The 25,004-nt window shown below is 71.6% G+C and carries 30 protein-coding genes; 10 read left to right on the plus strand and 20 right to left on the minus strand.

The genetic code is table 11. The features are described 5' to 3' along the window. The gene (locus OIE51_RS08880; protein ID WP_326596738.1) at positions 1 to 606 is read left to right on the plus strand and encodes a CGNR zinc finger domain-containing protein; all 606 of its coding nucleotides are present in this window, start codon (positions 1 to 3) and stop codon (positions 604 to 606) included. Here the strand turns inward: OIE51_RS08880 and sodX are convergent. Further along, positions 534 to 902 (minus strand): nickel-type superoxide dismutase maturation protease, encoded by a 369-nt coding sequence (gene sodX, locus OIE51_RS08885; RefSeq protein ID WP_326596739.1) that lies wholly within the window; start codon positions 900 to 902, stop codon positions 534 to 536. The two genes, OIE51_RS08880 and sodX, sit on opposite strands and share 73 nt — an antisense overlap. Positions 903 to 1,071: 169 nt before the next feature. Between sodX and sodN the strand changes: the two genes are divergently transcribed. Then, positions 1,072 to 1,467 (plus strand): superoxide dismutase, Ni, encoded by a 396-nt coding sequence (gene sodN, locus OIE51_RS08890; protein WP_059012219.1) that lies wholly within the window; start codon positions 1,072 to 1,074, stop codon positions 1,465 to 1,467. 679 nt (positions 1,468 to 2,146) lie between these two features. Here sodN and OIE51_RS26910 read toward each other — a convergent pair. The 3 genes from OIE51_RS26910 to OIE51_RS08900 are packed head-to-tail and all read right to left on the minus strand — an operon-like array spanning position 2,147 to position 2,993. Continuing rightward, entirely contained in the window at positions 2,147 to 2,668 is a 522-nt protein-coding gene (locus OIE51_RS26910) for a DUF7848 domain-containing protein (RefSeq protein ID WP_442811887.1), read from the minus strand. Further along, complete coding sequence (locus OIE51_RS08895) at positions 2,572 to 2,811, minus strand: DUF7848 domain-containing protein (protein WP_326596742.1); 240 nt, start codon at positions 2,809 to 2,811, stop codon at positions 2,572 to 2,574. The genes OIE51_RS26910 and OIE51_RS08895 overlap by 97 nt, the downstream gene beginning before the upstream one ends. Then, positions 2,808 to 2,993 (minus strand): hypothetical protein, encoded by a 186-nt coding sequence (locus OIE51_RS08900; protein ID WP_326596744.1) that lies wholly within the window; start codon positions 2,991 to 2,993, stop codon positions 2,808 to 2,810. Before OIE51_RS08900 ends, OIE51_RS08895 begins: the two co-directional genes overlap by 4 nt. Before the next feature lie 315 nt (positions 2,994 to 3,308). On the opposite strand from OIE51_RS08900, the gene OIE51_RS08905 reads away from it, so the two are divergent. Continuing rightward, positions 3,309 to 4,496: a helix-turn-helix transcriptional regulator gene (locus tag OIE51_RS08905; RefSeq protein ID WP_326596746.1), complete on the plus strand. Its 1,188-nt coding sequence runs from the start codon at positions 3,309 to 3,311 to the stop codon at positions 4,494 to 4,496. Positions 4,497 to 5,171: 675 nt separating this feature from the next. Here the strand turns inward: OIE51_RS08905 and OIE51_RS08910 are convergent. From OIE51_RS08910 to OIE51_RS08935, 6 genes are all read right to left on the minus strand, one after another. Further along, the gene (locus tag OIE51_RS08910) at positions 5,172 to 5,531 is read right to left on the minus strand and encodes a phage terminase small subunit (RefSeq protein WP_326596747.1); all 360 of its coding nucleotides are present in this window, start codon (positions 5,529 to 5,531) and stop codon (positions 5,172 to 5,174) included. A gap of 185 nt (positions 5,532 to 5,716) precedes the next feature. Then, a complete protein-coding gene (locus OIE51_RS08915) occupies positions 5,717 to 6,511 on the minus strand; it encodes a hypothetical protein (RefSeq protein WP_326596748.1) in 795 nt (264 codons plus the stop codon). Positions 6,512 to 7,100: 589 nt separating this feature from the next. Further along, positions 7,101 to 7,304 (minus strand): hypothetical protein, encoded by a 204-nt coding sequence (locus OIE51_RS08920; protein ID WP_326596750.1) that lies wholly within the window; start codon positions 7,302 to 7,304, stop codon positions 7,101 to 7,103. Positions 7,305 to 7,400: 96 nt separating this feature from the next. Continuing rightward, positions 7,401 to 8,885 carry a recombinase family protein gene (locus OIE51_RS08925; RefSeq protein WP_326596752.1) on the minus strand — a complete coding sequence of 495 codons (1,485 nt, stop codon included), beginning with the start codon at positions 8,883 to 8,885 and terminating at the stop codon, positions 7,401 to 7,403. Then, entirely contained in the window at positions 8,882 to 9,202 is a 321-nt protein-coding gene (locus OIE51_RS08930) for a hypothetical protein (protein ID WP_326596753.1), read from the minus strand. The genes OIE51_RS08925 and OIE51_RS08930 overlap by 4 nt, the downstream gene beginning before the upstream one ends. Positions 9,203 to 9,328: 126 nt before the next feature. Next, positions 9,329 to 9,757 carry a DoxX family protein gene (locus OIE51_RS08935; RefSeq protein ID WP_326596754.1) on the minus strand — a complete coding sequence of 143 codons (429 nt, stop codon included), beginning with the start codon at positions 9,755 to 9,757 and terminating at the stop codon, positions 9,329 to 9,331. 237 nt (positions 9,758 to 9,994) lie between these two features. Between OIE51_RS08935 and OIE51_RS08940 the strand changes: the two genes are divergently transcribed. Beyond that, entirely contained in the window at positions 9,995 to 10,510 is a 516-nt protein-coding gene (locus OIE51_RS08940) for a hypothetical protein (RefSeq protein WP_326596756.1), read from the plus strand. A 26-nt stretch (positions 10,511 to 10,536) separates the two neighbouring features. Here the strand turns inward: OIE51_RS08940 and OIE51_RS08945 are convergent, their stop codons facing one another. From OIE51_RS08945 to OIE51_RS08970, 6 genes are all read right to left on the minus strand, one after another. Then, on the minus strand, positions 10,537 to 11,010 hold the full coding sequence (locus OIE51_RS08945) for an ATP-binding protein (RefSeq protein WP_326596757.1): 474 nt from the start codon (positions 11,008 to 11,010) through the stop codon (positions 10,537 to 10,539). Next, positions 10,997 to 11,215 carry a hypothetical protein gene (locus tag OIE51_RS08950; protein WP_326596758.1) on the minus strand — a complete coding sequence of 73 codons (219 nt, stop codon included), beginning with the start codon at positions 11,213 to 11,215 and terminating at the stop codon, positions 10,997 to 10,999. Before OIE51_RS08950 ends, OIE51_RS08945 begins: the two co-directional genes overlap by 14 nt. Before the next feature lie 27 nt (positions 11,216 to 11,242). Beyond that, the gene (locus OIE51_RS08955; protein ID WP_326596759.1) at positions 11,243 to 11,845 is read right to left on the minus strand and encodes a hypothetical protein; all 603 of its coding nucleotides are present in this window, start codon (positions 11,843 to 11,845) and stop codon (positions 11,243 to 11,245) included. A gap of 14 nt (positions 11,846 to 11,859) precedes the next feature. Then, positions 11,860 to 12,222, minus strand: a complete 363-nt coding sequence (locus OIE51_RS08960; protein ID WP_326596760.1) for a hypothetical protein — start codon at positions 12,220 to 12,222, stop codon at positions 11,860 to 11,862. Positions 12,223 to 12,363: 141 nt separating this feature from the next. Further along, positions 12,364 to 13,764: a GntP family permease gene (locus tag OIE51_RS08965; RefSeq protein WP_326596761.1), complete on the minus strand. Its 1,401-nt coding sequence runs from the start codon at positions 13,762 to 13,764 to the stop codon at positions 12,364 to 12,366. Between the two features lie 31 nt (positions 13,765 to 13,795). Further along, the gene (locus OIE51_RS08970) at positions 13,796 to 14,308 is read right to left on the minus strand and encodes a gluconokinase (RefSeq protein ID WP_326596763.1); all 513 of its coding nucleotides are present in this window, start codon (positions 14,306 to 14,308) and stop codon (positions 13,796 to 13,798) included. A 152-nt stretch (positions 14,309 to 14,460) separates the two neighbouring features. On the opposite strand from OIE51_RS08970, the gene OIE51_RS08975 reads away from it, so the two are divergent. The 4 genes from OIE51_RS08975 to OIE51_RS08990 all read left to right on the plus strand — a co-directional run bounded on the left by OIE51_RS08975 (position 14,461) and on the right by OIE51_RS08990 (position 18,256). Then, positions 14,461 to 15,150, plus strand: coding sequence for a FadR/GntR family transcriptional regulator (locus OIE51_RS08975; RefSeq protein ID WP_326596764.1), 690 nt, complete (start codon positions 14,461 to 14,463; stop codon positions 15,148 to 15,150). Positions 15,151 to 16,075: 925 nt separating this feature from the next. After that, positions 16,076 to 16,564: an NUDIX domain-containing protein gene (locus tag OIE51_RS08980; RefSeq protein ID WP_326596765.1), complete on the plus strand. Its 489-nt coding sequence runs from the start codon at positions 16,076 to 16,078 to the stop codon at positions 16,562 to 16,564. A gap of 292 nt (positions 16,565 to 16,856) precedes the next feature. Then, positions 16,857 to 17,270 carry an anti-sigma regulatory factor gene (locus OIE51_RS08985; RefSeq protein WP_326596766.1) on the plus strand — a complete coding sequence of 138 codons (414 nt, stop codon included), beginning with the start codon at positions 16,857 to 16,859 and terminating at the stop codon, positions 17,268 to 17,270. 95 nt (positions 17,271 to 17,365) lie between these two features. Continuing rightward, the gene (locus tag OIE51_RS08990) at positions 17,366 to 18,256 is read left to right on the plus strand and encodes an RNA polymerase sigma factor SigF (protein ID WP_442812044.1); all 891 of its coding nucleotides are present in this window, start codon (positions 17,366 to 17,368) and stop codon (positions 18,254 to 18,256) included. An 18-nt stretch (positions 18,257 to 18,274) separates the two neighbouring features. On the opposite strand, the gene OIE51_RS08995 is transcribed toward OIE51_RS08990, so the two are convergent. After that, positions 18,275 to 18,706 carry a hypothetical protein gene (locus tag OIE51_RS08995; protein WP_326596769.1) on the minus strand — a complete coding sequence of 144 codons (432 nt, stop codon included), beginning with the start codon at positions 18,704 to 18,706 and terminating at the stop codon, positions 18,275 to 18,277. A gap of 62 nt (positions 18,707 to 18,768) precedes the next feature. On the opposite strand from OIE51_RS08995, the gene OIE51_RS09000 reads away from it, so the two are divergent. Further along, complete coding sequence (locus tag OIE51_RS09000; RefSeq protein WP_326596771.1) at positions 18,769 to 19,737, plus strand: diacylglycerol/lipid kinase family protein; 969 nt, start codon at positions 18,769 to 18,771, stop codon at positions 19,735 to 19,737. Between the two features lie 334 nt (positions 19,738 to 20,071). Further along, positions 20,072 to 20,329, plus strand: a complete 258-nt coding sequence (locus tag OIE51_RS09005; protein WP_062206726.1) for a WhiB family transcriptional regulator — start codon at positions 20,072 to 20,074, stop codon at positions 20,327 to 20,329. 160 nt (positions 20,330 to 20,489) lie between these two features. On the opposite strand, the gene OIE51_RS09010 is transcribed toward OIE51_RS09005, so the two are convergent. The 3 genes from OIE51_RS09010 to OIE51_RS09020 all read right to left on the minus strand — a co-directional run bounded on the left by OIE51_RS09010 (position 20,490) and on the right by OIE51_RS09020 (position 24,999). Then, a complete protein-coding gene (locus OIE51_RS09010) occupies positions 20,490 to 21,983 on the minus strand; it encodes a sensor histidine kinase (protein WP_326596776.1) in 1,494 nt (497 codons plus the stop codon). 369 nt (positions 21,984 to 22,352) lie between these two features. Further along, on the minus strand, positions 22,353 to 23,405 hold the full coding sequence (locus OIE51_RS09015; protein WP_326596777.1) for an SIS domain-containing protein: 1,053 nt from the start codon (positions 23,403 to 23,405) through the stop codon (positions 22,353 to 22,355). A 13-nt stretch (positions 23,406 to 23,418) separates the two neighbouring features. After that, on the minus strand, positions 23,419 to 24,999 hold the full coding sequence (locus OIE51_RS09020; RefSeq protein WP_326596779.1) for a glycoside hydrolase family 3 protein: 1,581 nt from the start codon (positions 24,997 to 24,999) through the stop codon (positions 23,419 to 23,421). Positions 25,000 to 25,004: the final 5 nt, after the last annotated feature.

Here is a 25,004-nt window from a genome sequence, read left to right on the forward strand (position 1 = left end):
GTGGAACTGACCTATTACTCGGACTTCGCGGTCCGCCTGGTCAACACCGAGGAGCCGCTGCGCGGCACAGACTCCCTCACCTCGGTCGACGCCGTGCGCGCGCTGTTCGGTGAGGCCCAGCACGCCGCCCGCCGGGCGGGCGAGGCAGACGTGACCAGGCTGCGCGGGGTGCGGGCCCGGCTGCGCGCCGTCTTCACGGCCGCCGCCGAGGGCGACGAGGTCCGGGCGGTCGACCTGCTCAACGCGCTGCTGCTCGAATACCCGGCGAGCCCCCAGATCTCCGGCCACGACCACCTGGACGAGGACGGCCACCCCCGCTGGCACCTGCACCTGGCCGAACACCCCTCCAGCGCGACCGCCGGCTACACCGCGATCGCCTGCATGGGGCTGGCGTTCCAGCTCACCGACCTGGGCGTGGACCGTCTCGGCGTCTGCGAGGCCACACCATGCCGGAACGCCTACATCGACACGTCAACGAATCGGTCCAAGCGCTACTGCTCGGACCGCTGTGCGACGCGCGCGAACGTCGCCGCCTACCGCGCCCGCAAGCGCCGCGAGCGCGCGGTGAGCGGACGGACGGCGGAGGGCAGCCAGCCCAGCACCTGACCGCTCCGCGGCGACCGCAGCCGCACCATGGCCCGCGCCACGACGAGCCCGTCCGGCACGACGCCGAACTCGCGGCTGTCGTTCGTCACCTCGGGGTTGTCCCCGACGACCCACCAGCCACCGGCGCGGCGTTCGACCACACGTTTGACGATCAGCAGATCGTGCTGGAACGGATGCCGCAGCACGACCACGTGCCCCGGTCGCACACGGGCCCCGTAGCTCAGCACGAGCTGATCCCCGGGCCGCAGCGTGGGCTGCATCGAAGGGTTGTAGACCTCGGCGAGCCCCAGCCTCATCGCACTCCTCCACGCTTCAGTCGTCCGCGATCACTGTCCGACCTCCGCACCAGTCAACCATTGGACTTTTGGCCTAAGCCGGGGCGCCCGGCCCGGGTCGGCCGAGAAAACGCGACCTGCACGGAGTAATCTCGCCCCTGAGAAGACGATCACGAGGAAGGACAGCGTCATGCTCTCCCGCCTGTTTGCCCCCAAGGTGAAGGTCAGCGCCCACTGCGACCTCCCCTGCGGTGTCTACGACCCCGCTCAGGCCCGGATCGAGGCGGAATCCGTCAAGGCCATCCAGGAGAAGTACCTGGCCAATGACGACCCGCACTACCGCGCCCGCGCCACGACCATCAAGGAGCAGCGGGCCGAGCTGGCCAAGCACCACGTCTCCGTGCTGTGGAGCGACTACTTCAAGCCCCCGCACTTCGAGAAGTACCCCGAGCTCCACCAGCTCGTGAACGACACCCTCAAGGCCCTCAGCGCCGCCAAGGCCAGCACCGACCCGGCCACCGGCCAGCAGGCGCTGGACTACATCGCCCAGATCGACAAGATCTTCTGGGAGACCAAGAAGGCGTGACCCACGGCCTTCCGCCGTCGCCCGACGCCCATGAGGCGAGGCGGCAGCCATGAGCTCGACCAAGGCGCCCGACCGGACCACCGGTCGGGCGCCTTGGTGCTGGGCGGTGGCCGGGTCCCACAGTCCCAAGGGTCCCCGGAGTCCGAAGGGCCCCAAGGTCGCAAGGGCCCCAAGGTCGCAAGGGCCTCAAGGGAGCGGATGGGGCAAGGGGTTGGGGCGGCGGGTGAGGCCGGTCAGTGGGCACTCACCGGTCAAGGTTGTCAAGGGTCCTTACGCACCCCCATCGGCGCGACGACTCGGCGGGGCACATACGTGCAGGTCAGAGACTTGCCGGGGTCTGTAGGAGCGCCAACGGCCCCGGTCTGTATGGGCCCTGTCGGGAGCGCAGCGGCCCCCGGGGTGGGGCCCGCGACGCGACGCCGTCAACGGGTCAGCGCGGAAGGGCCCCGCCCGCTGTGCCGATGGGGGCGGCGTGCGGGCGGGGCTTGGTGGCGTTCTCACCGCACCGGGGGGTGCGGCATCCCCCGTGAGGGGGCGGACCGGGGCGGGAGCCTGAGCGCGTCCGCTCAGATCGGGCACGTCTGCCCGTGATGCTCGCTGGCTTGTCCGGTCAGAAGCGCCACCGGTTCCCGCACGGCCGGGGGGTACGTCGTCTCGTCCCCGGCCGGGCGGGAGTCCATCAGTCGGCCCGCGCTCCTCCCGGTGTCCGGCGGGCCCCCAGACTCGGCAGGCACCTTGCGGACACGGTCAGAACCAGCGCGCCCGCTAACCGCCCTGCGCGCGTCGTCAGGCGCCGGAGTCTGCGGGCCGGTGGCCGTGCGTGCGCCCTCGGGGGCCGGTCACCGGGGCGGGCGCTGGGGCCATGACCGGAGCGCACGGGATCTACGCGCCAGTGCCGTTGTGCCGTACTGAGGAACTGACTATGCGTCAGCCCGTGCCGGTGGGTGTGGTCCAGGGCCCACATGCCCACCGGCTTGGGGTCGTTGTCCGCCCATGGCGACGCCTCGCCGCACGTCATGCACTCCGCCGCGTACCTCCCGGCCGGGGCACCCTCGGCCCGTTCTGCGGTGAGCGTCCATTCGGCGCCCCTGATGACCGTGTGCGTCACTGCCACTCCCCGGCCGTGAAGCGGTAGGGGCGGGTGACGTGCTCCCGGTAGGCCAGATGCCCGGGGTTCCCCTTCACGTGCCGGGCCGCCCACGCCGTACCGTCCCCGGCGTCCGTGGCGGTCGGCCCGGTCTCCTCGCACACCCGGCACTGCATCGTGTGGGTGACCGCTTCCGCGTCCGCGCCGGTGTCCGGGCCGATGGTGTACTCACGGAACCGGTACGTCGCGCGGGTCACCTCTTGTCCCCTTCCGCCAGCCGCGCGCCCTGGGACTCCGCAACCCGCAGCGCATCCGACAGGCACTCGGCAAGCCGGGTGGCCGCGAACCGCAACTCCGGTGCGGTTGCGGCCGGATCGGCGAGCAGTTCGCGGGCGCAGCGCAGCACCTGGGCCCCGGTGCCGAGCTGCGCGCCCTCCACCTCATCAGCGAGCTGCGGCAGACGACCCCCTTCGCTGCCCGGAGGGAGGTAGGCCGGACCGCCGTCCGCATCGGGCCAGGGAAGCAACCGCGCCCCCTGGGGGTCGTCGGGCGCGCACTGGGTCCCCCCTGGTGGGGACCCCCGGTCAGCAGTGGTTGACGTAGGCTCCCGCATGGCTGCCTGCCTTTCTCAGGTGGTCCACGCCCCCGGACCGGTCGCACGGTCGCGGGGGTACTGCGTCCTGCCCACCGTCCCGCCGGTGGTGACGGCTGCATAGCGGCCCGGTGTCGGCCAACTGTCGGCCACAATGGGGACATGACCAGCGTCACCGGGGCCAACATCCGCCGTCTGCGCGAAGATCGGGGCTGGAGCCAGGCACGCCTAGCCCGCGAGACATGCCGCGCGGCAGGCATCCCTGACGACGCGCCATCGTTCGGGCGGCAAGCGATCAGCCGATACGAGACGGGCAAGCGCACCCCCCGCGAATGGCTGCCGTTCATCGCTCAGGCGTTGGACGTCACCGTGAACGACCTCAAGGCGCATCAGGGAAGCATTCCGCTACCCGTTCCGCTTCCTGATCAGGATGACGCGAGAGGCGATGACTACGCGCACGCCATCCGTCGAATGTCGAGACGACTCGTTGTCCTCGACAATGAGATGAACGGCCTTCCGATCGCGGACATGGCTGCACGGGCTTTCAAAGCCGTACATCGCCGACTTGGCGAAGGCGCCTACGAACCACGCTATGAGCGGGACATTCGCGCCGCCGCAGCAGAATTGGCGGAAGTCGCAGGCTGGGCACTATTCGACGCAGAGAAGCATGATACGGCCCGCAGATTCAATCAAGAGGCACTGCTGTTGGCGAGGCTATCGGGTGACCGGGCTATCGAGCTGCTAATTTTGCAGAACATCGGAATGCAATCCGGATGGCTGGGCCGTCCACGAGAAGAAATAGCAATTGCGCGTTCCATCCTCGAACAAGGCGGCTTGCCGCCACGTGTTGAAGCAATATTTAGAACTCGTGAGGCTAGAGGTCTATCTGCTTCTGGGCAGGAATCGGAAAGCGCAAACGCATTTGACCATGCCCGCTCGCTCCTTGGGGATGGCGAAAAGATCGGTGACCCATTCTGGGCTTGGTGGATCACGGCAGAGGAAATCGATGGCCATCAAGCCTGTGAATTTGAGAAGGTGGGCGACTGGGCAAAGGCGATTCCGCTACTGCAACAGAATTTGAGCTGCCAGGAACGTCAACAGGTTGGTTATCGTGGTATCTACTCGGCTAGGCTTCTGGCCTCATTCCTCGGAGTTCGAGCATGGAGGGAAGCCGAGGAACTCGCGGAATCCATCATCCCTACCGTTTCCGAAATCGCTTCAATTCGCACATTGAACGTGCTGGCCGAAGCGGCGCGAAAAGGTGAGGCGGCAATCGACGCGCCCCCCAACCTTCGCGCCGCCCTCCATGGCGTCGGGGAAGCGATAAACGAAGATCCATACACTCTTTGAAAGACCGCGCAATACAGGTCCCATTCCCCCGGGAGCGGCGGGTTCGGGGGCGGGTGGTTGGTGGGGTCGTTCATGTCGTCTGGGAATGGCTCGCTGCTGTGGCTGTGGGCTGAGTACGTCCGGGGGCGCGCGGGTGTCGGGGCGGGTGCCGGTTGTGGTCACAGGGGGTTGCGGGTACGGCGGTTGGTGAAACTTGGCAGGGCGAGAGGCGGCTCACCCCTGCGTTCCTGTCGTCCTTCGGCCCGGAATTCGGGTGTCCCCCGGGGGCGGCGTCCGGACGGCTGAGGGGACGTGCTCAGACGCCGCGCCCTGATCCGCACCGTTGAGGCGGTGAGCGCGGGCAAGGCCCGTTCTTCCCGGGCCTGTGGGTGCCTCAGGTGGGTTCGTCGTCTCCTCCCTGGGCCGTTGTGGGGCCGTCCGTGGCGTTCCGGCGGCGTAGGTGGGGGGTGGGTTCCGGGGCTGTCTGCTGTGCGGGGCTGTTGTGCTGGCCGTGTTCGTGTTCCCACGCCTTGCGGGCTTCTCGTGCGCGGCGGCGTGCCTGCCGGATCAGGGACAGAGGGACGGGGTTGTCCGGGGCGGGTGGCCATCGGGGGATGCCGTATTGGGGGTCGCGGTAGTCGAAGACGGGTGGTTCGGCTTGCTGTGCTGCGGCGGCGCGGGCCGCTCTGCGGGCCGTCACTGGGGGCCGCCGGTGGTGTCGGTGATCTGCCATCCGAGTGCGGCCATGGCGCGGGGGGTGAGTCCGAGTGCTTCTCCGGCGTAGCGGGCTTCCTGGGCCTGCCATGCGGACGCGGTTCCGGCGAGGATGGCGGCTTCGTACACGATGAGCACAGCGACCGTGCCGCGCGCCGTGTCGTCCCACATGACGGCCTGCGGGGAGCGCCACAGTTCATCCCAGCGGGCGCGGTCGGCATCCGTCCACTCCCGGCCCGGCGGCATGCCGGGCACGGGGAGCGTGCATCCTGCGGCGGGCAGCTCGACCAACGGGGCGCGGCTGCTCTGGCCCCGGTGCGCGCGGCTGTGCGGTCTGGTCACGTTCCGTGGTTTCGGCACCGGCTCTCACCTCGCTTCGGCTCGTTCGGTTGGGGTTGATTGGTCGGCACACCCCTCGGAGCCCTCCCCCGCGTTCCGGACCCCCGGCGGGTTGGGGGTCACCCCCCACCCCCGGCCGTCACACGGCGTGCCCGTGACGCTGGGCACGCGGCGTGACGGCCGTGCGGTCAGAAGCTGAGCGGCCCGATGTCCTCACCGAGCACGGTGGGTGCGGCTGGGCGGCGGGGGTCGCGCGGTGTGGCGGTGTCGGCCCGGGGCACGCCGTAGTGCTCCCGCATGGACTGGAGCAGCATGCTGGCTGTCTGCATGGCCGCGTCCCGGATGCCGAGCAGCGATTCGGCTGCCCTCGCTCCGCGCGCCGCCGCTGAGCGTTCCTGGTCGGCGTTCTGGTCGGCGGCGCCGTTGAGCGCGTGCCCGATGATCACCTGCTGAGCCAGCTCGATCTCCCGGTCATCGCATCCCCGGGAGCGCAGGTAGTCCGCTCCCCACTGGGTGACGGCCAGGGCGCCAACGTCGTCCTGCCGCAAGGCCAGACGTCCCAGCGCGGTAACGGGGTCGTCTTCCTTGTCGAGGATCATCCGGGCGTCCTCGCGTGCGACGAGTTCCCGCCCCTTGGTGAGCGTGGGCAGTGCGGTCACGATGAACGACGCTCGGGCGACGGTGGCGTTGGCGTCGATCTGGCTGACCTTCTGCTGTGCCTTCTCCTCGGCGTCGGTCAGCACGTCGCCCATCATGCGCTTGCGGCCATCCGGGTACAGGGTGTCGTCCCAGCGAAGCTTTTCCAGCGTGGTGTGGGCGGAGGTGATCAGTGTTCCTACGGTCGAGGCGGTGTTCGTGCCGGTGCGGATCTGCGCGCGGCCGGGCGCGGGCAGGGTCCCGGTGGGATGCTCCGCGCTGTGGTTGTCGATGGCCGTGCGCAGCGCGGCCAGCATGGTGGCGATCTCGTTCTTGAGCATGTCCATGCGTTCGTTCCTCTCGTGTGGGGCCGCGCGGCGCGCGGCCCGGATGGTGCGGCCCGTCATGGTCACGGGCGTGGCCGTGGGCGTGGCCGTGGGCGTGGGGCCGGTGGACATTTCCCGCGCGCGGCGCCGGGGGACGCTGGGACGGGGCCGCGCGCAACGCCGGGGCGCGGCCCGCTGCCGCCGGGAGCGGGCGGCATGGTGGTGGTGCCGTGCCACCCCCGTGGGCAGCGGTCGGGGCGCACCGCGCGCCGGCGATGCGGCATGCCACGGTGCCGGCGCCCGGGCCTTCCCTCAGGTGGTGTGACCTGCCCATCTGCCGGATTGGCACGAAGGGACACCGGGCCGCGCCCCTGCTCCGGCCCGCGCGGGGAACGGCGCCCGCCCACGGCACAAGGGACCCCCGGCAGGGCCGTCCGGCCCGCCGGGGCGAGCGTCCCCCGGCAGGGCGCACACGCGCCTACGGACGCCCCGGCAGCCCACCCCCCGGCGGCACATCCACTCCCGCGCGGCGCGCCCGGTGCGGAGCAGCACCGGGGCATACAACCGCCCGCAGCGCACCGCAAGGCACGGCCCCCGGGGGGAGCGCGCGTCAGCCCGTGGCGTCCTCGTCCGGCGCTTCGTCCGCGCCGCTGTCACGGCGGCGCCGCCGCACGGCGCGGAAGACCAGCCGCAGCCGCTCACGCTGCCGCACGCTCAGCGGCGGCGCAGCATCCACCAACCGCAGCACAGCGGCCCGCACACGAGCACGCTGCCGCGCCTCACGCCCCTGTGGGCCCCTCTCCTCCTCAGCCATGAGGGAACCTCCCTGTCTGCGCCCCGAAGCGGGCGGGCACGCCAACGGCCACGGACGGGCGTGTCCGTGGCCGTTGGGTGAGTTGCGGGGATGTCCCTACAGGTCGTTTCTCCAGTCGATCACGACGCGCAGGGACGGGTCATTGCGGCTTCCCGGTTGGTGCGGGAGCAGCGTGATGTCCATCAACGTGCGGATTACTTCCCGCCGTTGCCCGATGGCCAGCGTGGGCCACACGTCGGCGATGTCCGGGCGGACCACATCGCGCAGGACTGGGGCCACGCGCACACTCGCGGCCCGGCGTTCCGCCGCTTCGATCTCCGGCAACAGTCGCGCCTCGATCCGGGCCACAGCGGCGGCCGTTACCTCGCCGTTCGCGGCGGCATCGTAGAACTCGTCAAGGCGGGCCCGTTTCTCCGCCGCTTCCGTCATCGCTTCCTGTGCTTCCTCGGCCTGTTGCTGGTCAGCCAGCAATTCGGCAGCGTCCGGGCGGGCAAGCCGCTCGGTGACAAGGGCCGACACGTATTCGTCAAGGCGCGTACCGCGCATGACGACGCATTTTGCCGTCGGGCTGGTGTCCGTACCGCGACATGCGTAACTCGCGCGGTTCTCCGAGTTGATGAACGCCAGCGTTCCGCCGCACACTCCACACATCCCGATCCCGGTGAGCAGATGGCGCACCCTGCCGTCACGGTGATAGGCCCGCCCCGGTGCCCTGAGCCGCTGTGCACAGGCGTAGTAGGCCGTCTTGTCCTTGAACAACGATGGCCAAGCGGCATCCCCGATCACCTTTCCCTGGTGTACCCGCTTGCCGACGTAACCGGGATTCGTCACCATCCGGCTGATCTTGGATGGCGTCCACAGTTTGCCCGCAGCCGTGAGTATTCCCCGCTGGTTGAAGTCGTAGGCGATGGTCCGCAGCGCCTCACCCGAAGCAACGCGCCTGACGGCTTCCCGCACGATACGCGCACGCTTCTCGTCGGGCACCTGCCGCAGTAGATCGCCCGTGTCCGGGTCGTACTCGCGCCGGTACCCGAACAACAGCCGCCCGTGCGGACCCCCCTTCACAGCGTGGGCCCGCTTATCACGCAGGATGCGGTCCCGGGTAACACTGACCTCCCGCTCATCGAGCAGCGCGTCAAGCCCGGTCGTGAACCGGTCGTCAGTACGCGACAGGTCGTAAAGCCGACCCTTGTAGCACCACTGAACGCCGCTCTCCTCAGCGACGTTGCGCAGCTTGACATACGCCTCTAGGTCGCGCTGTGCGCGGGAAGACTCCCACGTGACCAGAACGTCCACCGTGCCCGACCGGAGCTTTTCGATCAGCAGCCGGTATTTCGGCCGGTCCTTCGTGGCGTAGCGCGATGCCGAACGGTCGTTCTCCGGCACGATTTCAGCGATTATCCAGCCGCGCCGCGCGCACTCGGCCTTGCATTCCTCGATCTGCTGAGAGACCGAACGCAATTGCTCTCTCGGGTCGCTCGAAACCCTCGCGTAGATCACCGCGCGCAGCGGACGGCCGGTGACCGTACCCGCGTTCAGCGCCGTTTCCGTCGCGCTCTCCACCAACGCCGAACGGCTCATGACCGACCCCCGTTGGTGTCCGCACTGCTCTGGCCGTAGGCGCGGTACCCGGTCGCCGGAAGCTCAGCCAGCCGAGCCCGCAGGTAGTCGGCGGACCACCCGGGGTCGTCCCCCTCGTTGAGCACCGAAGCAAGCGCGATGCGGGCATGGATGACGCGGTCAACGAGCAGCCGGTCATGAACCTCACCGTCACCGACAGTCGCGGGCGCGGGAATGTCCAGCGCTTCGAACACCGCAGTCAGAAGGTGCCGAAACTCAGCGGCGGGTATGGGCAGTTGGCTTTCGCCGTTCCGGGCGTGGCCGATAGCCTCGCTCATGGTCCTCAGCCCTCTTTCTCAGGGTTGGAGGTCAAGGCCCCGGGCCGGTGTGTCACCACCGCTCGGGGCCGCCTTACGAAAGGAGTGTCTGAGAACCCTTGGTGGTCGCACGCGCGCGGGCCCGCGTCACACGAGCGTGAGCGCCAGCAGGATGACGAAGAGGGCCTGCAACGCCGAGCGAGGGCCGATGGGGTCGCCCTGGGCCACGTGGCGGCGGGCCGCCGAGATGTTGGCGGGGAACATCCCGAGCAGCAGGAGGATCAGGCAGACCGCCGCCGCCCGGGTCGTGGCGGGGATCAGGAGGCCGATCGCGCCGGCCGCCTCCAGGACTCCGGTGATCGTGACCAGCACGTCCGGGCGGGGCATCCGCGGCGGGACCATGCCGATCATCTCGGGGCGGAGCTTGGGATGAAAGTGGGCGGCCGTGGCGAACAGGAACATCAGCGCCAGGCCGACCCGGAGCGACGGCTGCCAGGCGTCCAGCGCCTCGAAGCCGAGCAGTCCGGCCAGCCGGGCCGCCAGGAAGCCGGCGACGAGAGCGACGAGGGGCGCCATGCGGACCTCCGGCGGGACGGGTGGGCGGACGGACAGAAGCCGCCTCCACCGCACCACGGGACTGGCCCCGGCGCCCGCCGGGCGAGGGCCCCGGCCACCAAGGGGGTGATTCGCCCCGGCACATGTCATGGAATGGAAACAGCGCGTCACCGGGCCACAACTCCGGCCGCTTCACACGGGTCTCCTTCTGTGCAAGCCCAGCACATGGGCACAAAGCCAGAAAACGGGGTACTTGTCATGCTTCGCACTCGTTCGCGTTCCCTGCTCACCGTCGCGGGCGGCGTGGCCGCTCTCGGGCTCACCCTCACCGCCGTTACCTCCGCCTCGGCTTCTCCCGGCGGCACCGGCACTGGTAGCGGCGCCGACGCCGCCGTCCCGGGCGCCCATGCCCGTGCCCATGCCCATGCCAACAACCGCTACACCGGTGAGGAGATCCACCACTTCCTGGAGGGTTTCTACGGCAACTCCGGCCCCCGCGCGTGGGAGCGGGAGAACCTCGTCTCCGACACGCTGAAGGAGCGGGTCGCGGAGACCGAGGGCTACGATGTGCTGCTGTGCTCGCAGAACATCCCGCTGGACATCGAGGTCGGTGAGGTCACCACCGCCCAGTCCGCCGGGGTCGGCTGGGCGCCGATCTTCCTGAGCTGGGGCGACGACCAGGAGCTCGCCGTCTTCACCGCGTATGTGGACCTCGACGCCCGTCAGCCGATCGAGCTCCTCGACGTGGACTGCGCCCCGCCCGAGGTGGGCTGACGGGGTAGCGGGCGTAGCGGCGGCGGTCAGCTGGTCAGCGGGGGATCTGCTGCTCGGTCCAGACGCACTTGCCGTCGGGCGTGGAGCGGGTGCCCCCAGCGCCGGACCATCGCGGCGACCAGGTGCGGGCCGCGCCCGCCCTCGTCGGTGGCGGAACCGTGCCGGATGTGAGGCGTGGTCGGGCTGCCGTCCGACACCTCGCGGAGCAGGGTCCGGCTGCGCGGCAGGCGCAGCCGGACGGGACCCTTGGCGTGCCGGACGACGTTGCCGACGCGCTCGCTGACGATGAGCTCGGTGGTCATCGCCCGGTCCTCGCCCAACCGCCAGGCTTCGAGCTGGGCGCGGAGGTAGCGGGCCTGGCGGGCGGCGACCGGGTCCTCGGGCAGCGGCCAGGAGGCGACGTTCCGGGGCGGCGGCCGGGGGGTGCGGGCGATGAGGAGAACGGCGTCGTCGCTGATCGGCCGACCGGGGGCAGCAGAGCGGAGGTCACCGTGGCGCACAGACCGTCCTGGTCGTCGGTCCGCCGGTGCCCTCCGTGCGCCGGCTCTCCCTACCCCGGCTCTCGCTACCCACGATGGGGGCGAGCGCGGCCATGCCGTCGTCGATGTCGCGGTCCGGGGATACCACCAGGCCGTCGGTGTCGAGGACGAGGAGACCGCCGGCCGGCAGCCGGGTCTCGGTGATGTCGAACGGCGGGACCGCCACGCCCAGCCTCCCCGGACGCGCGGGAGCCTACGGGATGGTGGTGGCCCAGCGGGGCGTGTCCATGCTGGCGAACCAGGACGCCTCGATGACCACGGCGCGGCCGTTCGCGGCCGTGTCCAGGCTCCACGCCTGCACGGCCTCCTCGGTCCGCCCCGCCGCGAGCGTCCCCTCCAGGAACCCGGCGCCCGCGATGCCGACGGGCGAGGCCGTCAGCCCGGCCGGGGTCTCGGCCATGAAGCGGACGTCCGCCAGATCGACCGGCTCAGTGCCCTCGTTGAGGATGGTGACGTCCACGGTGAACGGCGTCTCGCCCTCGACCAGCGGATCCACCGGGTCGCTGCCGGTGTACCGCTCCGCCGGGCCGACGGTGACGGTGAGGCCCTGCTCCTCCCAGGTGTAGGACTCCCCCGGCGTCAGCTCGGTCGTCGTCGGCCCGGTGGGCTCGTCACCCAGGTCGTCGGAGCCGGAGTCGCTGTCGCTGTCGTTGTCGAACCCGCCGCCGCTGCTGCCGGGATCGTCGTCCCCGCCGCCGTGTCGGCCCCGTTTGCCGCTGCCGCCGCTGCCGTCGCAGGCGGTCGCGGTCAGCAGGACCGCCATGACGGCGGCGACGGTCGCGGCACGGAAACGCATACTGGTATTCCCCCTCAAGTCCGGTTGTTCCGGGAGGAGTTTGCCGTGTCCCCGCGGGGCGCGGGAGGCTGGTGGTGCGTTCGTGACACGCCTGTGATGTGCTGTCGGCAGGCGCCCATCCGCCGGACGGGACGCAGCGCCGCGCCACCGCCGCGTCCCGGGGGCCCAGGGGCCCGGACCATCGCGAGGACCGCGGCCCCGGCGAGCGGGGCCGCCGCGGCGGTCACCGCGGCGGCCGTGTTCAGACCGGAGGCGAAGGCCCCGTGCGGCGCGCAGGTGTCCGGCACCGCCGCGCGCAGGTGTCCGGCGCCGCCGCCGGCCAGGGCGTGGGCGGCGGCGAGCGGGTCGGGGGCGGTGCCGGTCAGCGAGTGCCCCATCCGGGCGGTCACCACCGTGCCGACCCCCGCGACACGATGGCGCGCCCGTGCTGTGCCGGATCAAGCAGCTCACGCATGAGGACCGACCGTTGCGACCCCGCTCCCCCGCCGTGGCATACGCCACGGCCCCCGCCCGGGCGGCTAGATGACCAGGGACAGCAACAGCACCAGCGACACCGCGACCACCGAGATCACGCTCTCCATCACCGACCAGGTCTTGAGCGTCTGGACCACGCTCATCCCGAAGTACTCCTTCACCAGCCAGAAACCGGCGTCGTTGACGTGGCTGAAGAAGAGCGAGCCCGCGCCGATCGCCAGGACCAGCAGGGCCGTGTGGGTCGTCGACATGTCGGCCGCCAGCGGGGCCACCAGGCCGGCGGCGGAGATCGTGGCCACGGTGGCGGAGCCGGTGGCCAGGCGGATGGCGACCGCGATCAGCCAGCCCAGCAGCAGGGCCGGGATCGACCAGTCCTCGGAGAGGTTCAGGATCATGTCGCCGACGCCCGCGTCGATCAGCGTCTGCTTGAACCCGCCGCCCGCGCCCACGATCAGCAGCACACCCGCGATGGGGGCCAGGGAGCGGTCGACAGTGGTGGAGAGCCGTTCGCGCGTGAAGCCCGCCGCCCGGCCGAGGGTGAACATGCCGACGACCACCGCCGCCAGCAGCGCGATCAGCGGCGCGCCGATCACCGCCGTGATCCGCTGAACGCGCGCCTCCGGGTCGTCCACGACGATCTCCACCAGCGCGTGGGAGAGCATCAGCACCACGGGCAGCAGCACGGTGACCACGGTCACACCGAAGCCGGGGCGGGTGGCCAGATCCTCGGACGGGCGCTGCGGGACGAGGCGTTCGGGCACGGGCACGTCCACCCAGCGGGCGGCGAAGCGGGAGAAGACCGGTCCGGCGATGATGACGGTCGGCACGGCGATGAGCACGCCCAGGGCCAGGGTGACGCCGAGGTTGGCGTCGACCGCGTCGATCGCCACCAACGGACCGGGGTGCGGCGGGACCAGCCCGTGCATCACGGAAAGCCCGGCCAGGGCCGGGATGCCGATGCGCATCAGCGAGTAGTCGCCGCGCTTGGCGACCAGCAGCACCACGGGGATCAGCAGGACGATGCCGACCTCGAAAAAGAGCGGCAGGCCGATGATGCTCGCGATCAGCACCATGGCCCACGGCATCGCCCGGCCACTCGCGCGCTCCAGGATGGTGTCCACGATCTGGTCCGCGCCGCCGGAGTCCGCCAGCAGCTTGCCGAGGATCGCGCCGAGCGCGATCAGGACGCCGACGCCCGCGACCGTGGAGCCCAGGCCAGCGGTGAAGCTGGCGATCACCTTGCCCAGCGGCGCTCCGGCGAACGCGCCGAGCGCGAGCGAGCCGATCGTCAGCGCGAGGAAGGCGTGCAGCCGGAGCCGGGTGATGAGCAGGACGATCACGGCGATGCCCGCCAGGACGGCGATGCCGAGGCGTGCGTCGCCGGCCGAGGTGATCGGCTCGACGGCGTCCGCCGCCAGGGTCTCGACGCTGAGACGACTGTTCATGATGCGGTGTTCCTCAAGGTGAAGGAGGGGATCAGGGGTGTATCCCGACGCGGACGGCGGCGAGCGCGTGGTCGGTGGTGGCCTCGGGGGGGCCTGAGATGTCGACGTCCGCGCCGGCCTCGTCCGCGCGGAGCGGTTCGAGCGCGGCGAGTTGGGAGTCGAGCAGCGAGGGCGGCATGTAGTGGCCCTTGCGTTCGGACATCCGGCGGTGGATCACGTCCCGGTCGCCGGTCAGGTGGAGGAAGAAGAGCTCCGGCGCGGCGACACGCAGCCGGTCGCGGTAGACGCGCTTGAGCGCCGAGCAGCTCACCACCCCGCCCTGCCCGGCCCGTTCGGCCGCCCACCGTCCGATGGCGTCCAGCCAGGGCCACCGGTCGGCGTCGTCCAGCGGGATGCCGGCCGACATCTTGGCGATGTTGGCGGGCGAGTGGAAGTCGTCGCCCTCCGCGTAGGGGACGTCGAGGGCGGACGCGAGCCTGGTGCCGATCGTGGTCTTGCCGGTCCCTGTCACACCCATGACCACGATCACCGGTGGATTCCGCATGGCGCACACCTCGCTGTCCTCGTCTTCGTCGACTTCCGGTGCTCTTCTGCCCTTCACCTCACTGAAGCCGATGAGGTACGACTTATTCAAGAGTCTGTGACAAATAAGTAATACTTTTAAGCGATGGGCGGGACGACCTCTAGGCTGTGCTCATGAGCGGACAGCACGCCCGCGTGCTGGACACCCTCGGTCCCGCGATCACGGCCGGCGAGTACCCCCCGGGCAGCGTGCTGCGCACCGAGGAGCTGGCCCAGCGGCACCAGGTCTCACGCACGGTCGTCCGCGAGGTGATCCGGGTGCTGGAGTCGATGCGCCTGGTGGAGTCCCGCCGCCGCGTCGGGGTCACCGTGCTCCCGGCCGAGGAGTGGAACGTCTTCGACCCGCGTGTCATCGACTGGCGCCTCTCCGGCTCCGACCGGCCACGGCAGCTGCGGTCGCTGACCGTGCTGCGGTCGGCGGTCGAACCAGTGGCCGCCCGGCTCGCCGCCCGGAACGCCACGCCCGAGCAGTGCGCCGCCCTGACCGAGCACGCCCTGGGCATGGTCGCCACCTCCAGGGGCCGGCAGCTGGAGGCGTACCTGGTGCACGATGTGGCGTTCCACCGCGTGGTGCTGCGGGCCTCGGGGAACGAGATGTTCGCGCCGCTAGGCGACGTGGTCGCCGCCGTCCTGGCCGGCCGGACCCACCACCACGTGATGTTCGAGAACCCGGACCCGGCCGCCGTCACCCTCCATGTCCGGGTGGCCGAGGCCATCCGGGCCGGCGAGGCGGACCGCGCGGAGAGCCTGACGCGGGAGATCACCCTCGGCGCCCTGCGCGAGCTGGACGTGCTGGCACCCTGAGGCCGGACGGATCGTCCGTGCGGCGGCCCGGGATACGCGGGTGGGGGCCGCGCCGAACGGAATTCCCGCCCAGTGGCCCACCGGATCGAGGGGTGGACGTCGACCGGCGGCGTGCCCGGCCGCCCGCAGGAGTCCCCCACCGGCCCGGGCCGGGCCGCCGTACCCGGCAGTGGCCCCTCCCGCTCGGTCGTGACGGGGACGCGCCGCCCGCCCCGTTCCCCGAACGGCCCGGTCCCGAGCCGGTCCGGACCTCGGCCAGGACGCACGTCGGGCCGGCCGGCTCCGCCTCGCGGCGCGCACGCCGGGGCATCTCCCCGTGCGGCTCATCCGGTCGGTCCGGGCCGCGTCGAGGGCGGAGAACGGGGTGGTGGCGTCGCCGAACGGCGCGGCGGTGCCGTCGAATCGCCCGTCCGGCGACGCCGGACGTGTTCCGGTGAAACGGGCGGTGGCCAGGGGGAACGGCGGGGCGACCGGGGCGCGCCGGTCGATGAGCGGCGGCTCGAAGTCCCCGTCCCCGTCCGGGGGGTCGGGACTTCCGTTCCGCTCTACGGAGCGGTGCTCCGTCGCGCATGGCGAGCGGGCCGCAGCACAGTCGGGTCTCCACCGCGTCGAGGCGGGCCGCGCGCCGGGCCAACTCGGCGGCGGTCACGTGCCGTTCGGTCAGGCCCCGGTGGCCGGGGCCGGTGACGGCCGGTCGGGGAGCCGGGTGACGTAGGGCTGTTCGCGGTCATCGCCCTCGCTCGGCACACGGTGCCGGGTGCCCGGTGCTCCCCCTTCACCAAGCCTGCCTTCGGACAGAGGATGTGGCGGTCGTCGGTGCGCGGCGGCAGCACCAGGAGGCGGGGTTCTCCGGGCCCGGATCCCGGATCCGGCCCCGAGTCCGGCTCTCCGACCGACTGTCGGTGGCAGCGCCTAGGCTTGCCCCATGCCAAGCACGCCCAGCCCCCTGCCGCCCGCCACGGCCGCCATGACCCTCCTCGTGGCGGCGGTCGTCGTCCACGACCGGGAGACCGACCGCATCGTGCTCCTCCAGCGCGGTCCGGAAGCCAAGTTCGGGCGCGGCCTGTGGGACCTGCCCGTCGGCAAGAGCGACCTGGGCGAGCCCGTCACGGTGACCGCGGTCCGCGAGTTGAAGGAGGAGACCGGCCTCATAGTCGACCCGGCCGACCTCCGGCTGGCACACGTGATCCACGCGGCGCACGGCGTCGAGTCGCCGGACGGATTTCTCACCGTCGTCTTCCTCACCCACCGGTGGAGCGGGACCCTGATCAACGCCGAGCCGCACAAGCACTCCCGGGTGGCCTGGGTGAGCACCGACGAGATCCCCGGGGAGATCGTCTTCTCCGCCGACCGCGTCATCGAGCGTTGCCTCGGCGGCGGCGAGCCGGGCATCACGCTCCACGGCTGGCCCTGACGCCGGCCGTCCCGGCCGTCACGGCCGCGTCCGATCGGCGATCACCACGGGCCCCGTGCGCCGGGCCGTGCGCAACACCAGGCAGAATCAGAGGAATTGGCGCTTCCCGGATGGCCACAGTGCGCACTGGATGCATTACGATGAGTGATACCGCCGAGGTGGTCAGGACAGTCGGCCCGTTGAAGAGCAGGCGACAGCGCGCCATGGATCGCGATAGCGTCGCAGGGCGCGCCAGGCCACCGGAAGCGGTGCCGGGAGCGCTCAACGGTTGAGAGTCTCTGTGGAGGTGAGGGTGTCCCCAATCCCAGGTGAGCCCGGATCGCAGGACTTCGTGGAAGTCCGGCTGCCGGCGGCTGGTGCCTATCTGTCGGTCCTGCGCACGGCCACGGCCGGTCTGGCGGCCCGGCTGGACTTCACCCTCGACGAGATCGAGGATCTCCGCATCGCGGTGGACGAGGCATGCGCCATCCTGCTCCAGCAGGCGATTCCCGGCAGCGTGCTCGACTGCGTTTTCACGCTGGTCGGGGACGCCCTGCGGGTGACGGTATCGGCGCCCACCACGGAAGGGCACGCGCCCGAGCGGGACACCTTCGCCTGGACGGTTCTGACGGCGCTCGCGGGCGAGGTCGAATCGGCCGTCGGTGAGGACAAGACGGTCAGCATCAGCCTGCACAAGAAGCGCGGCGCCGCCCCCGGAGCACCGTGACCGGCGCTCAGGGGCCGCCAGGGGACGAGGGGGCCGAGGTGAACGAAGTGGATCAGACGGCGGCGACGGCCGAGTCGGAAGCGACCGGCGCTGCCATTCCTGGACAGTCGGAGCGGACCGGACAGTCGGAGCGGACCGGACAGGCCGAGCGGACCGGACAGCCGGAGCGGGCCGCGGCGCCCGAGCCGGCGAGGCAGCCGGGCTCGGGGCGGCGGCGCGCTCTGCCGGACCCGCAGGACAGAAGCGCCGCACGCGATCTCTTCATCGAGCTGCGCAAGCTGCCCGACGGCTCGGCAGAGCGCGCCGAGTTGCGCAACAGCCTGGTCAGGATGCATCTGCCGCTGGTGGAGCACCTGGCCCGGCGCTTCCGGAACCGCGGGGAGCCGCTGGACGACCTGACCCAGGTCGCGACCATCGGCCTGATCAAGTCGGTGGACAGGTTCGACCCGGACCGCGGCGTCGAGTTCTCCACGTATGCCACGCCCACGGTGGTCGGCGAGATCAAGCGGCATTTCCGGGACAAGGGCTGGGCGGTGCGGGTGCCGCGTCGGCTCCAGGAGCTGCGGCTGTCGCTCAGCACGGCGACCGCCGAGCTGTCCCAGCAGCACGGCCGCGCGCCGACGGTGCACGAGCTGGCCGAGCGGCTGAGCATCTCGGAAGAGGACGTGCTGGAGGGGCTGGAGTCGGCGAACGCCTACAGCACGCTGTCGCTGGACGTGCCGGACACCGACGACGAGTCCCCGGCCGTGGCGGACACCCTGGGCGCCGAGGATGACGCCCTGGAGGGCGTGGAGTACCGGGAGTCGCTCAAGCCCCTGCTGGAGGAGCTGCCGCCGCGCGAGAAGAAGATCCTGCTGCTGCGTTTCTTCGGGAACATGACGCAGTCGCAGATCGCGCAGGAGGTCGGCATCTCGCAGATGCACGTCTCGCGGCTGCTGGCCCGCACGTTGGCCCAGCTCCGCGAGAAGCTGCTGGTCGAGGAGTAGCCGCGCCCGGCGGGGCCGTCACGCCTCCCGGGGGCCGATGCCGAGGGCCTCGGTCGCCGTAGGGTTCACCAGGCAGGCCAGCACCGTGAGCGCGGAGGCCGCCAGGGCGACCGCGGCCAGCGGCCACAGGCCGCCGCTGCCCAGCAGCGTGAAAGCGATGGGCAGCGCGAGAAGCTGCACGATCACGGCCGGGCCCCGGCTCCAGCGCCGCAGCAGCCACAGCCCGCGCCCCGCCGCGAGCGGCAGCGCGGCCAGGGCGAGCAGCGTGACCGCGCCCGTCACGGCCTGGGTGAGATCATCCGGGTCGCCGGCCACGGCGACAGCGAGCATGACGGCCCCGAGCACGGCCAGCACCAGCCCCTGCAGCCCGCTCAGCGCGGCGGCCACACTCACTCTGCGCGGGCGCTCGATGACAGGCCGCCCGGTCTCTTCGGCGCTGTTTTTGCTCACCCGGCAAGCGTATCCCCCACCGGCCGCGCCTTCCCCGCCCTGGCCTGGGTACTCTGCCTGTCATGCGCGCACTTCTCGTGGTCAATCCGGTCGCCACTACCACCAGCGCGCGGACCCGTGACGTTCTCACCCACGCGCTCGCCAGCGATCTCAAGCTGGAGGTCGCGGAGACCGAGTACCGGGGGCATGCCCGGGAGCTGGCCCGGCAGGCCGCCGAGCAGGGGACCGCGGACGTGGTGATCGCCCTCGGCGGCGACGGCACGGTGAACGAGGTGGTCAACGGGCTGCTGCACCACGGGCCCGACACCGGCGACCTGCCGCGGCTGGCGGTCGTCCCCGGCGGGTCCACCAATGTCTTCGCCCGCGCGCTGGGCTATCCCAACCACGCGGTGGAGGCCACCGGCGCGCTGCTGTCCGCGCTGCACGCCGGGTCCGAGCGCGCGATCGGCCTGGGGCTGGCGACCGGGACGCCGGGCACGTCGGACGCCGAGGCGCCGGCCCGCTGGTTCACGTTCTGCGCGGGGTACGGCTTCGACGCGGGCGTGGTGGGACGGGTGGAGTCGCAGCGGGAGCGCGGGAAGCGGTCCACCCACGCGCTCTATCTTCGGCAGGCGGTGCGGCAGTTCTTCGGCGACCCGCGGCGCACCAAGGGCACGATCTCTTTGATCCGGTCGGGCCAGGACCCTGTTGAGAGACTGGCGTTGTCGATAGTGTGCAATACGGCTCCGTGGACGTTCCTGGGCAACCGCCCGGTCTTCGCGGCGCCCCGGGCGTCGTTCGACACCGGGCTGGACGTGCTGGCGCTCTCGCGGCTGTCGTCCGCGGCGCTGACCCGGTACGGGACCCAGTTGTTGCGTTCGTCACCCGAGCGCGGACCGCACGGCAAGCATGTGGTCTCCTTGCACGACGAGTCGGACTTCACCTTGCGATCGCAGGTGCCACTTCCGTTTCAGCTCGACGGTGACCACCTGGGAGTCCGTACCAGTGTCTCGTTCACAGGCGTGCACCGTGCACTGCGTGTGATTGTGTGAGCGGAACGGCGAAAAGTCCTTCCACTCGAACGTTTAGCGCAGTCTCCACCCGAGGGAAGTAGGGCTGTGAGCTAGGCGACACCGAGGATTCAAAAAAAACTTTCTGCAAGGGGTTGTGCCGACGCCCGAGGTTTGCGAACCTCTTCATGGCGATCGGGACGGCCGAAGCATCGGCCCCCTTGAGAGCCCGAATCCCCTTCTCCACCTCTGCGGGTCCGCAGCGAGGGTCTCCATCGGAAGACGCTTGGACAACGGCTCGTATTTGTGGGGGGATTCGTGAAAGCGTTCACATTCACAAGCAATGTAACTGCAACGTGCAGGAGATGGAGCAGACATGGACTGGCGTCACAGCGCCGTTTGCCGCGAGGAGGACCCCGAGCTCTTCTTCCCCATCGGCAACACCGGTCCTGCGCTGCTGCAGATCGAGGAAGCCAAGGCCGTCTGCCGCCGCTGCCCCGTCATGGAGCAGTGCCTGCAGTGGGCCCTGGAGTCCGGCCAGGACTCCGGTGTCTGGGGCGGAATGAGCGAGGACGAGCGCCGCGCCATGAAGCGCCGCGCCGCCCGCAACCGGGCGCGCAAGGCCACCGCCTGACCGTCTGACCCCTCTGTGCTGCCCCGAGCCGTAGCACGCGCAGCACCCCAGGTGCATATCGCGATTCACCGTTGAGCCCCGCCCCGCGAACCCTGTCATCGCGGGACGGGGCTCAACGCTTGCTGTGAGCGGTCGCGTTGTCACAGCCGGCGCTCGCCGCTCAGCGCTTCTCCTGGTCCAGCGGCAGGTCGAGCACCACGCGGGTGCCGCCGCCCTCGGCCGGGAGCATGTCGAACCGGCCGCCCAACTCGCCCTCCACCAGTGTCCGGACGATCTGCAGCCCCAGATTCCCGTCGCTACGCGGGTCGAACCCCTCCGGCAGGCCACGGCCGTTGTCCTGCACGGTGACCAGCAGCCGGTCCGGGTCCTTGGGCACGTCCGCCCGTTGGGCGCCCACCTCGATCGAGCCGCGCTCCCCCGCCGGGAAGGCGTGTTCCAGGGCGTTCTGGAGGACTTCGGTGAGCACCATGGACAACGGGGTCGCGGTCTCGGCGTCGAGAATCCCGAACCGGCCGGTGCGGCGCCCCACGACCCGGCCGTCCGGGGAGAGCTCGCCCACCATGGCGATCACCCGGTCGGCGATCTCGTCGAACTCGACGTGCTCGTCCAGGTTCTGCGAGAGGGTCTCGTGCACGATGGCGATGGAGCCGACCCGGCGCACCGCCTCGTCCAGCGCGGCCCTGGCCCGGCTGTCGCCGGTCGCGCCGATGCGCCGGGACTGGAGGCGCAGCAGCGCGGCAACAGTCTGCAGGTTGTTCTTCACCCGGTGGTGGATCTCCCGGATGGTGGCGTCCTTCGTCATCAACTCCCGCTCGCGGCGCCGCAGCTCGGTCACGTCGCGGAGCAGGATCAGGGAGCCGATGCGCTCGCCCCTGGGCTTGAGCGGGATCGCGCGGAGCTGGATGACGCAGTCCTTGCCGTCGATCTCCGCCTCTCTCGGGGCGTAGCCGCTGGCCAGCTTGACCAACGACTCGTCCACCGGGCCGCGGGTGGGGGCCAGGTCGGCGGTGGTCGGGCCCAGCGGCAGGCCGACCAGGTCGGTGGCCAGGCCCAGCCGGTGGTACGCGGACAGGGCGTTGGGGCTGGCGTACTGCACCACGCCCTCGGCGTCCAGCCGGATGAAGCCGTCCCCGACCCGTGGCGCCCGGTCCATCCCGACCTGCTGGCCGGGGAACGGGAAGGCGCCGCCGGCGATCATCTGGGCCAGGTCGGCGGCGCTCTGGAGATAGGTGAGCTCAAGCCGGCTGGGCGTGCGCACGGTCAGCAGATTGGTGTTGCGGGCGATGACGCCCAGCACTTGGCCCTCGCGGCGGACGGGGATGGACTCCACGCGCACCGGCACCTCTTCACGCCACTCGGGGTCGCCCTCGCGCACGATGCGGCCCTCGTCGAGGGCGACGTCGAGCAACGGGCGCCGGCCGCGCGGGACGAGATGCCCGACCATGTCGTCCTGGTAGGACGTGGGGCCGGTGTTGGGCCGCATCTGCGCCACGGAGACATAGCGGGCGCCGTCGCGGGTCGGCAACCACAGCACCAGGTCCGCGAAGGACAGATCGGAGAGGAGCTGCCACTCGGAGACCAGCAGATGGAGCCACTCCAGGTCGCGTTCCCCGAGATCGGTGTGCTGGCGGACGAGGTCGTTCATTGAGGGCACATCCGCGAGCTTACCGGGGGCGGCCGTCGGCGGTCCCGTACTACAAGAGTCGATGACGTAGGGGTAAATACGTCGGGAACCGCGTTCAGAGCATGGACACACCGCGCGGATGAGGTCCAGAATGAGAGGCGGACACAGCACTTCTGCTCTCCCCGCACAGGAGAGCAGAGCGAGGTCCCGAGACGCTCTCTGCCCTGACGGCGTCCCGGGCCCGCAAGTCGCTCCGGGCTGCGGTGCCGAGAGGGTTGAGGGTCCCTCCCCGGCGCCGCGGCCCGTGGGTGCTTCCGGGGGTGTTTTCCCGCGGTACCGCGCCACCGGCCCCGCGCCACCGCCACCGCCACCGAGCGCTGTCCGGTCGGCGTTGTCCGGTCAGCGGGTCTCCGTCACCTTCGCCAGCGCCCTGGGGGCGTCCGGGTCCTGGCCCCGCGCGAGGGTCACCTCGTAGGCGAGAAGCTGGAGCGGCATGATCTCCAAGATCGGCTGGACCTCCTCGGGAACGCCCGCGGTGGGCAGCGCGAACCCCGCGGAGGCCGCCGCCACCTCGGCGCGCGGCCCGATCACCACCAGGTCGGCGCCCCGGTCGCGGAGCCGGTCCAGCACGGGCCGCAGCGCCTCACCGCCCCGGCCGGCCGCGACGATCGCGATCACCGGCGAGACGTTGTCGACCATGGCCAGCGGGCCGTGCAGCAGATCGGCGCCCGAGTAGGCCAGGGCCGGGATGTAGCTGGTCTCCATCAGCTTCAGCGCCGCCTCCTTGGCGGTCGGGTAGCCGTAGCCGCGCGAGGTGAGGACCATCCGCTCGGCGAACCGGTAGCGGGCGGAAAGCCGCCGGATCTCCGCCTGGCGGGCCAGGACGGCCTCGGCCCGGGCGGGCAGGGCCGCGGCGGCGGGCACCCCGTCGCCGCCGCGCAGGCCCTCGACCAGCAGGTAGAGGGCGAGCAGCTCGGCGGTGTAGGTCTTGGTCGCCGGCAGCGCCCGTTCCGGCCCGGCCAGCACGTCGATGTGGTGCTCGGCGGACCGCGCGAGCGCGGAGTCCGCGCTGTTGGTCACGGCCAGGGTGATCGCGCCGGCCGCGCGGGCGGCCGTGGTGGAGGCCACCAGGTCGGGCGAGCCGCCGGACTGGCTGACCGCGATGACCAGGCAGTCGGTGAGGTCCGGGGTGGCGCCGTAGGCGGTCGTGGTGGACATGGAGGTGAGGCCGCACGGCTTGCCGAGCAGGATCTCGATCAGGTACTTGGCGTACAGGGCCGCGTGGTCCGAGGAGCCCCGCCCGGTCAGCAGGACGAAGCGCGGGCCGCGGGCCGCGATCCGCGCGGCGACCGCGCGGATGCGGGGGGCACCCTCGGTGAGCAGGCGGCGGAGCACCGCGGGCTGCTCGGCCATCTCGCCGGACATCAGCCGTCCCGGCTGCGTGGCGGACATGGTTCGGTGCCTCCTAGGGCTGGGTGGGGAGCTGTCCCGTGATGACCTCGGCGGCGGCCCGGCCGCAGACGCGGGCGGCGCCGTGGGTCGCGATGTGCAGGCCGCCGACGGGCGGCGCGTGCGGCACGCCCATCTCGACGACGGTCGCGCCGGGGCGGGCGGCGATCAGCGCGTCGAGCGCGGCGGCCATCCAGGGGTGGCGGTGGACGTCGCGGACCACGACGACCAGGGGCCGGTCCCCCGCGGCGTCCAGCAGATGGGCGGCGAGCGCGTCCGTGCCGCCGCGGTCGGCGTCGCCCCTGGCGAACGTGCCGGTGCGGGTGCCCGGCAGCAGCCGGGCCAGCTCGGCGCCGACGCCCCAGGGGGTGTCCTCGCCGGCCGCGCTGTTGGCCACCGGGGTGAGAACGGCCACGTAGGGGGCGACGGCCGGCGGCTCGTACGGGCCCGCGCCGGGACCGGGCGTGACGCGCAGCGCGCGGCGGGCGGCGGTCAGACCGATGTCACCGGCCGCCGGCCCGCCGGCCCGCCCGTCGGCCCCCGAGTCGTTCCGGGCCTTCCGGCGGGCCTCGGCGGTCCAGCGGGCCAGGGCGCGCACCCGTTCGGCGGCGTCGTGCAGCCGATCCTCGGCCAGCTCGCCCGCGCGCACGGCCCGGACCAGGGCATCGCGCAGGCGCAGCACCTCGGCCTCGTCGGAGGGGGTGCCGCCGACGCAGACCGCGTCGACCCCGGCGGCGACGGCCAGGACGCAGCCGTGGTCCAGGCCGTAGGTGTCGGCGACGGCCCGCATCTCGATGGCGTCGGAGAAGATCAACCCCTCGAAGCCGAGGCCCCCGGCACTTACCGGGGCGCGCAGCAGGCCGGTGAGCACGGCCGGGCTGAGGGTGCCGGGCCGGTCGGCGTCGAGGGCGGGCAGCAGGATGTGCGCGCTCATGACCGACCGGGCGCCGGCCGCGATGGCGGCCTTGAACGGCACCAGCTCGCGGCTGTGGAGAGTGTCCAGGTCGATGTCCACGCGGGGCAGCGCGAGATGGGAGTCGACGCTGGTGTTGCCGTGGCCGGGGAAGTGCTTGACGCAGGCGGCGACGCCCGCGCTCTGCAGACCCGTGACGTAGGCGACGGTGTGGCGGGCGACCAGCGCCGGGTCGTCGCCGAAGGAACGGACGCCGATCACCGGATTGCGGGGGTCGGTGTTGATGTCGGCGGAGGGCGCCCAGTTGAGGGTGACGCCGACCGCCGCGAGCCGGCGCCCCAGCTCGGCGGCGACGGCCCGGGTCAGCTCCGGGTCGTCCACGCTGCCGAGCGCGTGGTTGCCGGGGAACGAGGACCCGCCGTGCACCTCCAGCCGGGTCACGTCGCCGCCCTCCTCGTCGATCGCGACCAGCACATCGGGCCTGGCCTGGCGCAACTGCGCGGTGAGTCCGGCCAGTTGTTCGAGCGAGACGACGTTCCGCCCGAAGAGGCCGACGCCGGTCATCCCGTTCCGCAACTGCCGCGGCAGCCAGGCCGGGGCGGTGGTGGTGCCGGCGAACGTCGGCTGGAGGACGGCGAGGGCGTCCCGGGTCAGGGTGTCGGAGGTGTGCGCGGCGATCGTCATGGGCG

Origin of the sequence: Streptomyces sp. NBC_01803 (assembly GCF_035917415.1) — a bacterium.
Taxonomy (GTDB): domain Bacteria; phylum Actinomycetota; class Actinomycetes; order Streptomycetales; family Streptomycetaceae; genus Streptomyces.